Source organism: Sphingomonas oryzagri (assembly GCF_029906645.1).
GTDB classification, from domain to species: Bacteria; Pseudomonadota; Alphaproteobacteria; order Sphingomonadales; family Sphingomonadaceae; genus Solisphingomonas; species Solisphingomonas oryzagri.
Genome location: NZ_JARYGZ010000002.1, coordinates 44,556 through 58,103, shown reverse-complemented (window position 1 = coordinate 58,103; position 13,548 = coordinate 44,556). Strand labels below are relative to the sequence as shown.

The window sequence follows — 13,548 nt, the reverse complement described above, 5'->3', positions numbered from 1 at the left end:
GGCGCTCGCCGCACGTCCTTCGACTTCGCTCAGGACGAACGGATAGGGAGGGCGAGCGGTGGCCATCACCCCTCCCGATGATAGGGATGGCCGGCGAGGATGCTGGTCGCGCGCCAGAGCTGCTCGGCGAGCATCGCGCGCGCCATCAAATGCGGCCAGGTCGCCTTGCCGAAGGCGAGCAGCAGATCCGCCTTGTCGCGCGTCTCCGTCTCGTGGCCGTCGGCTGCGCCGAGCAGGAAGCGCGTCTCGCGTATCCCGTCGTCTCGCCAGCGCCCTAGGATCGCGGCCAGCTCGCGCGAGGGCAGGTCGCGACCGGTCTCGTCCAGCACCACCGTCCGGGTGGCGGGCGCGACATCAGGCACCCGCCCGCCGGTGTCGGGCAGTTCGCTGACCTTCGTCGGCCAGTTCACACGCTTGAGATACCGCTCCACCAGATCGGCCTCGGGCCCGCGCCCGATCCGCCCGCGGGCGACGATATGGAGCAGCAATTCGTCCCCCGCGCGGCCGTCAGGCGCCGGGCGGCGCGGGCGGGTTGGAGGGCGAGGCGGTCGCGGCGCTTTCGTCACCGAACGCCCACATCCGCTCCAGATTGTAGAAGCTGCGGACCTCCGGGCGGAACAGGTGGACGATCACGTCGCCCGCGTCGATCAGCACCCAGTCGGCGGCGGCGAGGCCTTCCATCTTGGGGCTCTGGCCGGTCTGCGCCTTCACCTTCTCGGCGATCTTGGAGGCCATCGAGGAGACCTGGCGGCTCGAACGGCCCGACGCGATCACCATATAATCGGCGATCGTCGACTTGCCGGCGAGCGGGATCGAGACGGTCTCGACCGCCTGATCGTCATCCAGCGACTGCAGGATGGTGGCATGAAGCGCCTGGGCTTCGGCAGAGGCAGCGGGGCCACCCGTCATGGAGCGGGCGGCGGCGGTAGGGGAAGGCAAGTATCCTCCGGGGGAACGGGCCGGCGCGTCACGCGGTCGCGGGCGGCCCTGGGAAGTCGGCGGCGATGCCAATCGGGATCGGCAGCCCGCCGGGCGGTGGCTGAAGTCGGGTCGGGGTACGTGTGCAACAGCACGAGCGCCGGCAAACTCCATCGCGTCCACCGTCTCGCGGTGCCGGGGGAATGACCAAAACGGCCAAGCCAGCCCATCGCCACCGCGGATCGGGCAGCCGCATCATATCCCGGCCGGGCGATCACGGCAATGGGAAGCGTTCGCGCAATCTGTCGCCAGCGTTTCCACTGGTGGAACTGGGCGAGATTGTCCGCTCCCATCAGCCAGACGAAGCGGTCGTTCGGAAAGCGGCGGACCAGCCTCGCCAGCGTATCGGCGGTGAAGCGGGTGCCGAGCGTCGCCTCGATCGCGGTGGGGACGATCGGTGCGTGGCGCGCCATCCGCCCGGCCGAGGCGAGCCGGGCGGAGAGCGGCGCCATGCCCCTGGAAGGCTTGAGCGGATTGCCGGGCGACACCAGCCACCACACCTCGTCCAGCCCGAGCGCATCGAGCGCGAACAGGCTGATCCGGCGATGCCCCTCATGCGCCGGATTGAACGAACCGCCGAGCAGGCCGATGCGTTTCAAGGCCGGATCTGGCCCGTCCCCAGCACCTGCCATTTGTAGGTGGTGAGGCCTTCGAGCGCGACCGGGCCGCGCGCGTGGAGGCGGCCGGTGGAAATGCCGATCTCGGCGCCGAGGCCGAACTCGCCGCCGTCGGCGAACTGGGTGGAGGCGTTCCACATCACGATCGCCGAATCGACGTCGCCGAGGAAGCGTGCCGCCGTGTCCTCATCTTCGGCGATGATCGCATCGGTGTGGTGCGAGGCGTGAGCGGCGATGTGCGCGATCGCGCCCTCCACGCCATCGACGACACGCACCGCGCAGATCGCGTCGAGATATTCGGTGTCCCAGTCCTCGTCGGTCGCGGCTGTCATGCGCGTATCGAGCGCCTGCGATTCGCGATCACCCCGCAGCGCGCAGCCGGCATCGAGCAGTGCGGCGACCAGCGCGGTGGCATGCGGATAGGCGCGGTCGATCAGTAGCGTCTCGGTCGATCCGCAGACGCCGGTGCGGCGCAGCTTGGCGTTGACCACGATCGCCTCGGCCATGCCCCTGTCGGCGGAAGCATGGACGAAGCTGTGGTTGATCCCGTCGAGATGGGCGAGCACCGGCACGCGCGCCTCGTCCTGCACGCGCGCGACGAGGCCCTTGCCGCCGCGCGGTACGATGATGTCGACCAGCCCCTGTGCGCGCAGCAGCGCGCCGACCGCCGCACGATCGGTGGTCGGGATCATCTGCACGGCGTCGCGCGGCAGGCCGGCGGCCTCGATCCCGTCGGCGAGCGCGGCGTGGATCGCGGCGTTGCTCTCGCGCGCTTCGGATCCGCCGCGCAGGATCGCGGCATTGCCCGCCATCAGCGCCAGCGCGCCGGCATCGGCCGTCACGTTGGGGCGGCTTTCGTAGATGATGCCGACCACGCCCAGCGGCACGCGCACGCGGCGGAGCAGCAGGCCGTTGGGGCGGTTGCGCTCATCGACGATGCCGCCGACCGGATCGTCCAGGCCCGCCACCGCCTCCAGCGCCGCCGCGATGCCCTCCAGCCGCGCCTCGTCGAGCCGCAGCCGATCCTTCATCGCCGCCGCCATGCCCGATGTGTCGGCGCGCGCCATGTCGGCGGCGTTGGCGGCGAGGATGTCGGCCGATCGCGCGCGCAGCAGCCCGGCGGCGCGGACGAGCGCATCGGCCTTGCGCGTGGTCGGCGCCCCCGCCAATACCCGTGCAGCTTCGCGGGCACGGCGGCCCATCGTGCCGACCAGCGCGTCGGCATCCTGCTCGGTGAGGGGGAGCGGCATGTCCATGGCCCCGCGCGTAGCAGGATTCGGGCGTTTCGGCACCCTCTCGACCGTTCCGCCTTTGCGTGTATTATCTTGCTATAGCGCAACGAGGGGTTTGAGCGCGTGGGCGAAGCGGACGGCATCGGCGACATCCTGACCGGCGGCATCATCGCGCGCGAGGTTGATCGCGGCGGCGTGGCGACCGGCGAGGCGGGGCACGACCCGCATGACGGCGCGGGCGGCGTCTGCCCCAATTGCGGGACGACGCGATCCGGCCCCTTCTGCCAGCAGTGCGGGCAGAGCGGGCATCTCCATCGCAACATGATGGGCCTCGTCCACGACATCCTGCACGGCGTCTTCCACTTCGAGGGCAAATTCTGGAACACGCTGCCGATGCTGGCGCTGCATCCGGGCGACCTCACGCGGCGCTACGTCCATGGCGAGCGCGCGAAGTTCGTGACGCCGATGGCGATGTTCCTCTTCTCGGTCTTCCTGCTGTTCGCGGCGGTGAACAAGCTCGCCATGCCGGACGTGTCGGGCGCGGCCGCCGGCATGGCCAAGGCCAAGGTGGAGATGGGCAAGGCGGCTCAGCAATCCGCCGACAACCTGACGAAATTGCAGAAGCAGCGTGCCGACGCGCTCGCCGCCGATCCCAAGGCCAATACCGCCGACATCGACAAGAAGATCAAGGCCGAGCAGGCCGACGTGCAGGCGATGACCAACGTTGCCGCGCAGCTTCCGGCAAAGATCCAGACGGACACGGGCAAGGGCCTGCTCCATGGCAACGACGCGGAGTGGCACAGCGACATCCCGTGGCTCGATCGGCAGATCCGCGGCGTCAACGAGAATGGCGCGCTCTACGCCTACAAGCTGAAGATGGCGTCCTACAAATATAGCTGGGCGCTTATCCCGATCTCGATGCCGTTCATCTGGCTGATGTTCTTCTGGCGGCGCGACGTGGGGATGTACGACCACGCCATTTTCGCGATCCATTCGCTGAGCTTCATGACCCTGCTCGCGGTCGGGCTGATCGCGCTGCACATCGTGGGCATCTCGTCCGCCTGGCTGTGGCTGGCATGGCTGATCGTGCCGCCGGTCCACATGTACAAGCATCTGAAGTACGCCTACGGGCTCGGCCGTTTCGGCGCGACGTGGCGCACCTTCATGTTGCTGACGATGACGACGATCACCTGCTCGCTCTTTTTCGTCTTCCTGCTCTGGCTGGAGGCGGAGTGAGTTATCGGGGCAGCGGGATCAGCATCCTGACCCGTGCCGCATAGGCATCATAGTCCGTCGCACCCAGCTCGCGGCGGAGGAAATTTTCCTCCTCCTTCGCCTTTACCGTCATGACGAGGGTGAGGATGGCGGCGCCGGCGAGCGGCAGCGGCTTTGCCTCGATCAGCGCGTAGAACCACGATCCGGCGATGAAGGCCGTGTAGATCGGATGGCGGGCGAGCGCATAGGGTCCGGTGTCCACCACCCTGTGCCCTTCGCGCAGTGTCAACATGCCGGACCAGAGCTTGCCGAGATGGACACGCGCCCACCAGGCGAACGCCAACGCGGTGAGCTGGGCGGCCAGCAGCGCGAGGTCGAGCGCAGGCGGCGCGTGCCAGAGCGTCGGGCTGGTCCGCGCATCGGCGTGGTTGCCGGCGAAGAGCAGGCTGAAGCCGATCGCGAAGCCCGCGAAATAGGCGAGGCGGCGTCCCGCCGGTGCCTTGGTCGTCGCCTTCGCGACCCAGAGCGCGGCCGCCCACCAGCCGAGAAGGAACAGCCACCACAGCAGGGTCGCGACCAGATCGATGCTCATCGGCCGACTGTGCGCCCGAACCCCGCCGATGGACAAGCCCGGTGCGATCCCCGATGGGACGGGCATGACCAAGGTGCTGATGTCGTGGAGCGGGGGCAAGGACAGCTGCGTCGCGCTGGATGAACTGCTGCGATCGCCCGATCATGAGGTGGTCGGCCTGATCACCACCGTGACGCGCGATTACGACCGGATCAGCATCCATGGGGTCCGCCGCTCCCTTCTGGCGCAGCAGGCGGAGGCGCTCGGGTTGCCGCTGCACGAAGTCTTCATCCCGGCCGAGTGTTCCAACGAGGTCTATGAGGCGGCGATGGGCGAGGCGCTCGCCGGGCATCGCGACGCGGGCTGCGCGACGGTGGCGTTCGGCGATCTCTTCCTCGCCGACATCCGGGCCTATCGCGATACCCTGATGGCACGCAACGGCATGGCCGCGCTGTATCCGGTGTGGGGGCGAGATACGCGGGCGTTCGTCGAGCGGTTCGAGGATGCGGGTTTCCGCGCGGCGATTTCCTGCGTCGATCTGGATCGGCTGGACGCGAGTTTCGCGGGCCGTTCGATCGATCGCGCGTTGCTCGCCGATCTGCCCCCGGAGGTCGATCCGTGCGGCGAGAATGGCGAGTTTCACAGCTTCGTGTTCGACGGCCCCTGCTTCGCGCATCCGGTGCCGGTCGTACTGGGCGAGACGGTCACGCGCGGCCGCTTCTGCTTCCGCGACCTGCTGCCGGCAGGGTGAGCCCTACTCCGCCGGTGCCCAGTCGCCGTCCGGCGTGGTGCACCACAGATGCGAGCTGGACTGGGTGGGGCCGTCGTCGCTGTTGATCGTGGCGGAGACGTTGCGACATTCGCGGTCGCCATAAGTGCGCGCGTCGCTGACCACGACATAGCCGCGCTGCCCGGCCTTGTGCCAGCGGACCGGCTCGCCCCGATCGAGCGCCTTGCGCGCCGCCCGGTCGATCGCGCCGGCCATGCGGTCGGCGTCGCTCGGCTCGTCCCCATCGTCGGCCTGCGGCGCTGCCTGGTCCTCGTCGGCCAATTGCGGCTGAGGATCGATCGGGCGGACGTTCGGCGGACGTTGCGCGATCACCGGCGGTGACTCCTGTTGCACAAGCGGAGGCGGGGCTGCCTGCTGCTGCGCGACCAGGTCGTTATGCTCGGCGCCCAAAACGGGGACGGCATATTTGCCCTTGAACTCGCCGCGCGAAGCCCAGGCCGCGATCAGGCCGACCACGATCGCGGCGGCGAGCAGCCCGCCGAGCCAGCGCACCCGCCGATCCTGACCCATCGCGCGCCAATCCCAGCTACCCATCCCGCTGCATTCTCCCGAAAACGAAGAGGGCCGGCGCATCGCTGCACCGGCCCCCGGAACAACTCGAAATCTGCGAACGCGTCAGGCGCCCTGCGGTGCCGGATTGCCCCATGCGCCGCCGCCGCCGGGGCGCTTCGACTTGGGGATGGACGATCCGGTCGCCGGGCGCGGCTGGGGGCCACGCGGCGCCAGATCGCGGCCGATATCCTCGCCGTTCATCAGCCGCTTCGTCTCCTCACCGGTGAGCGTCTCATATTCGAGCAGCGCCTCGGTCACGCGGTGCAGCGCGTCGAGATTGTCGGTCAGCACCTTGCGCGCGGTGGCCTCGGCTTCCTCGATCAGCCGGCGAACCTCGCTGTCGATCAGGCGCGCGGTCTCCTCGGACATGTTCTGTGCGCGGCTGACCGAGTGGCCGAGGAACACCTCGTCCTGATTGTCGCGATAGCGCAGCCAGCCGAGCTTTTCCGACATGCCATATTCCATCACCATCGCACGGGCGACGTTGGTGGCTTGCTGGATGTCGTTGGCGGCGCCGGTGTTGAGCTCGTCATGCCCGTAGATCAGCTGCTCGGCGATGCGCCCGCCGAAGCACAGAGCGAGCTTGCCCTTCATGCTCTTCATCGTCTGGGTGAGCACGTCGCGCTCGGGCAGGTTCCACGTTACGCCCAGCGCACGACCGCGCGGGATGATCGTGACCTTGTGGAGCGGGTCGCAGCCCGGCACCACGAGCGAAACGATGGCATGGCCGGCCTCGTGGTAGGCGGTGGACTTCTTCTCGTCCTCCGTCATCACCATCGATTTGCGGGCGGCGCCCATATAGACCTTGTCCTTCGCCTCCTCGAACTCGAGCATGGCGACGAGGCGCTTGGCCTTGCGCGCGGCGAGCAAAGCCGCCTCGTTGACGAGGTTGGCGAGATCGGCGCCCGAGAAGCCCGGCGTGCCGCGCGCGATGGTGCGCGGATCGACGTCCGGCGCGGTCGGCACCTTCTTCATGTGGACTTCGAGGATCTTCACGCGGCCCTCGATATCCGGGCGCGGCACGACGACCTGCCGGTCGAAGCGGCCCGGACGCAGCAGCGCGGGATCGAGCACGTCGGGGCGGTTGGTCGCCGCGATGATGATGATTCCCTCGTTCGCCTCGAAGCCGTCCATCTCGACGAGCAGCTGGTTCAGCGTCTGCTCGCGCTCGTCATTGCCGTTGCCGAGGCCCGCGCCGCGATGGCGGCCGACCGCGTCGATCTCGTCGATGAAGACGATGCAGGGCGCGTTCTTCTTGGCCTGCTCGAACATGTCGCGGACGCGCGACGCGCCGACACCGACGAACATCTCCACGAAGTCCGAGCCGGAGATGGTGAAGAAGGGCACGCCCGCCTCACCCGCGATGGCGCGGGCCAGCAGCGTCTTGCCGGTGCCGGGCGAGCCGACCAGCAGAGCGCCCTTCGGGATCTTGCCGCCGAGCCGCGCGAAGCGGGACGGATCCTTCAGGAACTCGACGATCTCCTCCAGCTCCTCGCGCGCCTCCTCGATACCGGCGACGTCGTCGAAGGTGACGCGGCCATGCTTCTCGGTCAGCAGCTTGGCGCGGCTCTTGCCGAAGCCCATCGCGCCGGAACCGGCGTTCTTCTGCATCTGACGCATCACGAAGAAGGCGATGCCGATCAGCAGCAGGAAGGGCAGCGACTGGAACAGCAACGCCATCCAGATCGAACCCTGCTCGGCGGGCTTCACGCTGAACTTGATGCTCTTGCTCTGCAGGCGATCGACCAGCTGCGGATCGTTGGGCGAGATGGTGCGGAAGGTCTGGTCCGCGCCGATCTTGCCGGTGATCACGTTGTCCGCGATCGTCACGTCCTTGATCGATCCGTCATCCACCTTGGAGAGGAATTCGGAATAGGGGATCGTCTGGTTGGAGCGACTGTCGCCCATGCCGTTGTTGAACAGCGAGACGAAGAGGAACAGCGCGCCCACGATGGCGAACACGACCAGCATGTTCTTCATCCAGGCATTGCCCCCGCCGCCGTTGCCGCCGTTCTGGGGGTCCTTGTCGTCGTTCTGCATGTCCGATCCCTATAGAGGTCCGTGATTATGTAGGATCGGCGGGGTTAATGGCAATGGAACAACGTGCGTATCGGGGTCGATCAGGTCGATCGACGGGGCGGGGCGCGGCGGAGGCTCCAGACCGGGCCACCTTTGGCCAGCACCGGGCCGAGCGTGGCGGTGCCGCCGGTGGCCAGCGTCGCCATCAACCGATCGAGGCCGGGGCCGTCGGGATGGGCGCCGAAATGCCCGGAAAACAGCCGTCGTAACGCCCGCCGCACGATCTCGCGCGGGGCATCGCCGGGGGTGAGGCGGACGGTGTCGCCGGACAGCGACACGGCGTCCGCGAGCAGGCGATCGGTCGTCGCTTCCAGCGCGGTATCGGCGTCGCGCAGATGGTCGGCGCTCGACGAAAATCGAATCGGGTCGAGCCATGGGTGGGCGGCGAGCAGCGCGCGGGCCGCGGTGCGATCGAATCGGTCGCTGTGATTCGACGGGTCGCGTGCCGGGGTGATTCCCGCCGCCGCGACGATCCCCTCCAGCTCCGCCTTGCGCCAGCCGAGCAGCGGGCGGAGCAGCCACGGCCCCGCCGGATCGTCCTCGTCGAGCAGGCGGGCGGGGCGGATACCGGTAAGACCGGAGAGCCCCGCGCCGCGCGACAGGCGCATCAACATGGTCTCGGCCTGGTCGTCGGCGTGGTGAGCCGTGAGGATGGCTGCAAGGCCCTCGCGCCGCGCCCAGTCGCCGAGTGCTGCATAACGTGCGCGGCGGGCCTCGCCCTGCAGGCCTTCGCCGCCATCGGCCACGGATACGCGGGCGATGTGGTGCGGCACGCCGAGCGAGGCGGCGACCGCGCCGGCCGTCCCCGCCTCGGCAGCACTGTCCGCACGCAGCCCGTGATCGACCGTCAACGCCATCGCCGGCCCGGCGGCCGCCGCGAGGATCAGCAGGGCGAGGCTGTCCGGTCCACCGGACAATGCGATGCCCATGCGAAATCCTCCCCCGCCAGGGGGAGAATTCAGCAATTTCCGCAGATCGCGCTGAAACCGCTCTACGAGGGCGGGGTCAGGCCCCGCACTTGGCATCCGCTTGCGCCTGCTTGACGCGCGCCTTGAGCGCCGGTGCGGCGGTGGCGCCGTAGACGTCATCGAACTCGCCATAGGCCTGGCAGGCGTCGCTGGTCTTCTTCAGCTGCTGGAGCGTCTGGCCGAGATAATAGAGGCTGTCCGGCGCGCGCTCGCCGCGCGGGAACTGCTTGTAGCTGGCGTAGAAGGCCTTGGCCGCGTCCGAAAGCTGGCCGTCGTCCATATAGGCGCGGCCGAGCAGGTTCTGCGCGTAGCTCGCGCGCTTGTGCTTGGGATATTTGGCGACGACCGCCTTCAGCTGCGTCTCGGCATCGGCGTAGCGCTTCTGCGTCCACAGCGTGTAGCCCAGCATATACTGGTCCTCGGCCGGATCGCCGGTCTTGGTCAGCGCCGGCATCGCGGCCGGGCCGGCGGCGGGCGGCGCCTGGTTGCCGGCCTCGTCACCCATGGTCGGCGCGGGCGTGCCCGTCACCGGCTTGCGCCCCTTGGGGCCGAACGGGGCGGGGGCGTTCGGATCGGACGAGGAGACGGTCGCCGGGGCGCCGGGCGGCGGACCACCATCGACCATGCCGCCCTGCGCCGGGGAGGGCGGCGCGCCATGGCCTTCCAGCGCGTTCAGGCGATAATCGGTGTCGCCCTTCATCTTCTGATAGTTCTGCTCCAGCAGATCGAGGCGATGGTTGTTCACCTCGGTCTGGTTGGTGAGCTGCTGGACCTGCTGCTCCAGCGCCGAGACGCGCTGCGACAGATCGCTCACCGCCGAATTGGCGGGCGTGCCGACTTCGGGCGGCGGCGCCTGCTGCGGCGCGATCTGCGGATCGAAATAATCGGGGTTGGCGCCGGGGAAGACCTTGCGCTGCACCGCGCGCATCTCGTGCTCCAGCTTGTCGACGCGGCCGGGGATCGAGCCGTCCTGCGCGAAGGCGGGCGCGGCGGTGCCGGCGAGGAGGAGGGCGATGATCGCCAGGCGCATGGGCAAGGTTCCTGATTGTGGTCCGTCGCGCATCCTATCCGAAATCGCGGCTGTCGCCACGATGAAGCGACAAGGATGTGGTTACGGTTGCGGCGTGGTCGTGGAGCTGGTGGCGGGTTCGCCGATCGCGGCGGGCGGGATCAGGGCCGGCGGCGTCGCGGCCGTGGCGGCGACCGGTGTGCTGCGGCGCGGCTGAGGCGTACTGGCGGTCGCGGGCGGCACGGCGGCCGAGGGAGCGGGCGCCGGGCGCGCGGCGAGCGAGGCGGCCTTGAGGCTGACGTTCGACACGGTCTTCGCCGGCGGGCCGAGCGGCGCCACCGGTTGGCCGCCGACCGTGACGGTCAGACCCTCGGGCCGGCCGGTCTTGATCACGGGATCGCCGGCCGACGGCGGTACGTCCCAGCCCTGGCCCTGCTTGAGCACGCCGGTGTAGAGGCGCGTGCCGGATGCCTTGTCGGTCACCTCGAACCAGGTGTCCTGCGTGGCGGTGAGGCGCACCGCGCCGCCGACCGGCACTGCCGGCTTCGGCGCGGCCTGCTGGGCCGCCGCCGGGGCAGGCGTGCCGCTCGTCCCCATCGGCTCACCGCTGGCCGCCAGCCGCGCGCGCTCGTCGGTACCTTCGCCCGTCAGGATGCCGCTGCGCCAGATGCCGTAGCCCGCGACCAGCAGGATCGCGATCGCCAGCGCCACGAAGGCGAGCAGGCGGGGCGGCAGGCGCACCGGATCGGCCGGTTCATAAGGCTCGTAGGCGACGCGCGGGGATGCCTGCGCGGCGGCGGCGAATTCGGCGCGGAACTGCTGGCTCGCCTCGATCGGATCGAGATCGACGGCGCGCGCATAGGATTTGACGAAGCCGGCGCTGTAAGGGGCGGCGGGCAGGCCATCCAGCCGCCCGTCCTCGATCTGGACGAGGTGGCGCACGGGAACGCGGGTCTGCCGGCCGATATCCTCCAGCGATTGCCCGCGCGCCTCGCGGGCCGCGCGCAGCCGCGCGCCCACCGTGGTTGGCACCTCAGCAATCGGGTCCGCTGCCCGCTCGCCCGCTTCGTCCATCATGTCTCCCCGCCGGGGCGATGCCCCAACACAACGCAGATCAAACTCGTGTCCTGTTACGCAACAGGCGCGAACCAATGTCAAATGCCTGCACGAAGTCGGTTACGATCGTGCGGCCGGTCGTGCGGCACGCACGGACGGCCGGAATCAGGCGAGCAGTACGCCCTGGTTCTCCGCCCAGCTCTCGATCCGCTGGCGCAGATCGCGCGGCGCCTCGGCGAGCCATGGCGGCATCGCCTCGCGCAGCGCGCCGATGTCGAGCGATCGGATCATCGCCTTCACCGGGCCGACCGCCGCCGGCGTGATCGACAGGCGATCGATGCCGAGGCCGAGCAGGGCGAGTGCCTCCAGCGGCCGCCCGCCCATTTCTCCGCAGACGCCGACCGGCACACCAGCCTCGCGGCAGGTCGTCGCCACGCGCGCAAGGAAGCGCAGGATCGCGGGCGAGAGCCAGTCGTATCGCTCGGCGAGGCGCGGATTGCCGCGATCGGCGGCGAAAAGAAACTGGGTGAGGTCGTTGGTGCCGATCGACAGGAAATCGAGGCGCGGCAGCAGCTGGTCGAGCATCTCGGCCAGCGCCGGCACCTCCAGCATCGCGCCGTAGCGCACCGCGCCCGGCCCGAGCTTGCCGCGCGACGCCAGCCACTTGCGCTGCTGCTCTACCAGCTCGCGCGCGGCTTCATATTCCCACGGTTCGGACACCATCGGGAACATGATGTGTAGAGTGCGGCCGGCCGCCGCCTCCAGCAGAGCGCGCGCCTGCGCCTTCATCAGCGCGTCGCGTTCCAGCGCGAGGCGCAGCGCGCGCCAGCCCATCGCCGGATTTTCCTCGCCGACCGCATCCTCGCCGTCGGTCTTCATGTAGGGCAGCGCCTTGTCGCCGCCGATGTCGACCGTGCGGAAGATCACCGGGCGATCCCCGGCGGCGTCCATCACGTCCTTGTAGAGCCGCTGCTGGCGCTCGCGCTGGGGGAGCGTCGCGGAGACGAGGAACTGGAATTCGGTGCGGAACAGACCGATGCCGTCGGCGCCGGTGATGTCGAGCGCGGCGACGTCGTCGCGCAGGCCGGCGTTCATCATCAGCTGCACCCGCACGCCATCCTTCGACAGCGCCGGCTGGTCGCGCAGCGCGGCGAATTCGGCGCGGCGCTTCTGCGTGACCGCGAGCTTGGCCTCGAACGCCTCCTCCATGGTGGCGGTGGGTCTGGCGACGACACGTTGCTGGCCGGTGTCCAGAAGCAACAGATCGCCTTCCGCGACCATGTGGCGCACGTCCTTGGTCCGCCCCAGCACGGGGATGCCCATGGCGCGCGCGACGATGGTGACGTGCGCGGTGAGCGAGCCTTCTTCCAGCACCACCCCCTTCAGCCGGCGACGATCATATTCCAGCAGTTCGGCGGGGCCGAGATTGCGCGCGATCAGGATCGAATCCTGCCGCAGCCCCATCTGCGCCGCCGTGCCGAGCTGGCCCGAGACGATGCGCAGCAGCCGGTTGGAAAGATCCTCCAGATCGTGCATCCGGTCGGCGAGCAGCGGATCGGAAATCTCGCGCATCCGCATCCGCTGGCGCTGCTGCACGCGCTCGATCGCGGCCTCGGCGGTGAGGCCGGAGCTGATCGCCTCGTTGATCCGGCGGCTCCAGCCCTCGTCATAGGCGAACATCTTGTAGGTCTCGAGCACCTCCTGATGCTCGCCCGCCGTGCCGAACTCGGCCTGCCCCATCATGCGGTCGATTTGCTCGCGCATCTGGCGGAAGGCGGAATAGACGCGCTGCCGCTCGACCTCGACATCCTCGGCGACGGTATGCTCGACCACGACGCGCGGCTGGTGGAAGACGGCGTGGCCGCTTGCCATGCCATCGACGAGCTTCAGGCCGGTGAGCTGCGCCGGGCCGTTGTCGCGCGCGCCGGCGCCCCCGCCGCTGCTCTCGTCGATCAGGCCGGCCGCCGCGATCAGCTCGGCGAGCACCATCGCGACCGTCTGCAGCGCCTCGATCTCGACATCGTCGTAGCGGCGGCTGGCCTCGTGCTGGACGCACAGCACGCCCACCGCGCGCTCCCGCCGGACGATCGGAACGCCCGCGAAGCTGTGGAACAGGTCTTCCCCCGTTTCCGGCTTGTAGGCGAATTCGGGGTGGCTGGTCGCCTCGTCGAGATTGAGCGTCTCGACATGCTTGGCGATGGTGCCGACCAGACCCTCGCCGAAGGCCAGCTTGGTGACGTGCACGGCGTCCTGCGCCAGCCCGCGCGTCGCGAACAGCTCCAGCACGCCCTCGCGCAGCAGGTATATCGAGCAGACCTCGCTGGTCAGCGCCTCGCCGATGATCTGGACGACGTTGTTGAGCTTGGACTGGGCGTTGGTCCGCCCCGCCATCACGTCGTGCAGCCGGGTGAGGATCTCGCGGGCGGCGGTGGCGGCGGGGGAGGGGACGGGGACTGCCATGAACCGCAGCGCTATCAGATG

The 13,548-nt window shown here is 69.2% G+C and carries 13 protein-coding genes; 2 read left to right on the top strand and 11 right to left on the bottom strand.

Annotation, left to right across the window (positions count from 1 at the left end):
• Positions 1-65: 65 nt before the first annotated feature.
• From QGN17_RS14375 to QGN17_RS14360, 4 genes are read right to left on the bottom strand one after another with little or no spacing between them, the layout of a single operon-like run.
• Positions 66-488, bottom strand: a complete 423-nt coding sequence (locus tag QGN17_RS14375; protein WP_281045280.1) for a 23S rRNA (pseudouridine(1915)-N(3))-methyltransferase RlmH — start codon at positions 486-488, stop codon at positions 66-68.
• A 19-nt stretch (positions 489-507) separates the two neighbouring features.
• On the bottom strand, positions 508-909 hold the full coding sequence (gene rsfS / locus QGN17_RS14370; protein WP_281045279.1) for a ribosome silencing factor: 402 nt from the start codon (positions 907-909) through the stop codon (positions 508-510).
• Positions 906-1,577, bottom strand: coding sequence for a nicotinate-nucleotide adenylyltransferase (locus QGN17_RS14365; protein ID WP_281045278.1), 672 nt, complete (start codon positions 1,575-1,577; stop codon positions 906-908). Before QGN17_RS14365 ends, rsfS begins: the two co-directional genes overlap by 4 nt.
• Complete coding sequence (locus tag QGN17_RS14360) at positions 1,574-2,851, bottom strand: glutamate-5-semialdehyde dehydrogenase (protein ID WP_390902700.1); 1,278 nt, start codon at positions 2,849-2,851, stop codon at positions 1,574-1,576. The genes QGN17_RS14365 and QGN17_RS14360 overlap by 4 nt, the downstream gene beginning before the upstream one ends.
• A 99-nt stretch (positions 2,852-2,950) precedes the next feature.
• Here QGN17_RS14360 and QGN17_RS14355 point away from each other — a divergent pair, with 99 nt between their 5' ends.
• Positions 2,951-4,063 (top strand): DUF3667 domain-containing protein, encoded by a 1,113-nt coding sequence (locus QGN17_RS14355; RefSeq protein ID WP_281045276.1) that lies wholly within the window; start codon positions 2,951-2,953, stop codon positions 4,061-4,063.
• A 1-nt stretch (position 4,064) separates the two neighbouring features.
• On the opposite strand, the gene QGN17_RS14350 is transcribed toward QGN17_RS14355, so the two are convergent.
• Entirely contained in the window at positions 4,065-4,634 is a 570-nt protein-coding gene (locus tag QGN17_RS14350; protein WP_281045275.1) for a methyltransferase family protein, read from the bottom strand.
• 28 nt (positions 4,635-4,662) lie between these two features.
• On the opposite strand from QGN17_RS14350, the gene QGN17_RS14345 reads away from it, so the two are divergent.
• The gene (locus QGN17_RS14345) at positions 4,663-5,364 is read left to right on the top strand and encodes an adenine nucleotide alpha hydrolase (protein ID WP_281045273.1); all 702 of its coding nucleotides are present in this window, start codon (positions 4,663-4,665) and stop codon (positions 5,362-5,364) included.
• A gap of 3 nt (positions 5,365-5,367) precedes the next feature.
• Here QGN17_RS14345 and QGN17_RS14340 read toward each other — a convergent pair whose 3' ends face one another.
• The 6 genes from QGN17_RS14340 to ptsP form a co-directional block, all read right to left on the bottom strand.
• Complete coding sequence (locus QGN17_RS14340; protein ID WP_281045272.1) at positions 5,368-5,937, bottom strand: hypothetical protein; 570 nt, start codon at positions 5,935-5,937, stop codon at positions 5,368-5,370.
• Positions 5,938-6,018: 81 nt separating this feature from the next.
• Complete coding sequence (ftsH, locus tag QGN17_RS14335; protein WP_281045271.1) at positions 6,019-7,995, bottom strand: ATP-dependent zinc metalloprotease FtsH; 1,977 nt, start codon at positions 7,993-7,995, stop codon at positions 6,019-6,021.
• 80 nt (positions 7,996-8,075) lie between these two features.
• Positions 8,076-8,963 (bottom strand): tRNA lysidine(34) synthetase TilS, encoded by an 888-nt coding sequence (gene tilS / locus QGN17_RS14330; protein ID WP_281045270.1) that lies wholly within the window; start codon positions 8,961-8,963, stop codon positions 8,076-8,078.
• A gap of 76 nt (positions 8,964-9,039) precedes the next feature.
• A complete protein-coding gene (locus QGN17_RS14325) occupies positions 9,040-10,032 on the bottom strand; it encodes a tetratricopeptide repeat protein (protein ID WP_281045269.1) in 993 nt (330 codons plus the stop codon).
• Between the two features lie 81 nt (positions 10,033-10,113).
• The gene (locus QGN17_RS14320; protein WP_281045268.1) at positions 10,114-11,085 is read right to left on the bottom strand and encodes a helix-turn-helix domain-containing protein; all 972 of its coding nucleotides are present in this window, start codon (positions 11,083-11,085) and stop codon (positions 10,114-10,116) included.
• A gap of 147 nt (positions 11,086-11,232) precedes the next feature.
• On the bottom strand, positions 11,233-13,527 hold the full coding sequence (gene ptsP / locus QGN17_RS14315) for a phosphoenolpyruvate--protein phosphotransferase (protein WP_281045267.1): 2,295 nt from the start codon (positions 13,525-13,527) through the stop codon (positions 11,233-11,235).
• Positions 13,528-13,548: the final 21 nt, after the last annotated feature.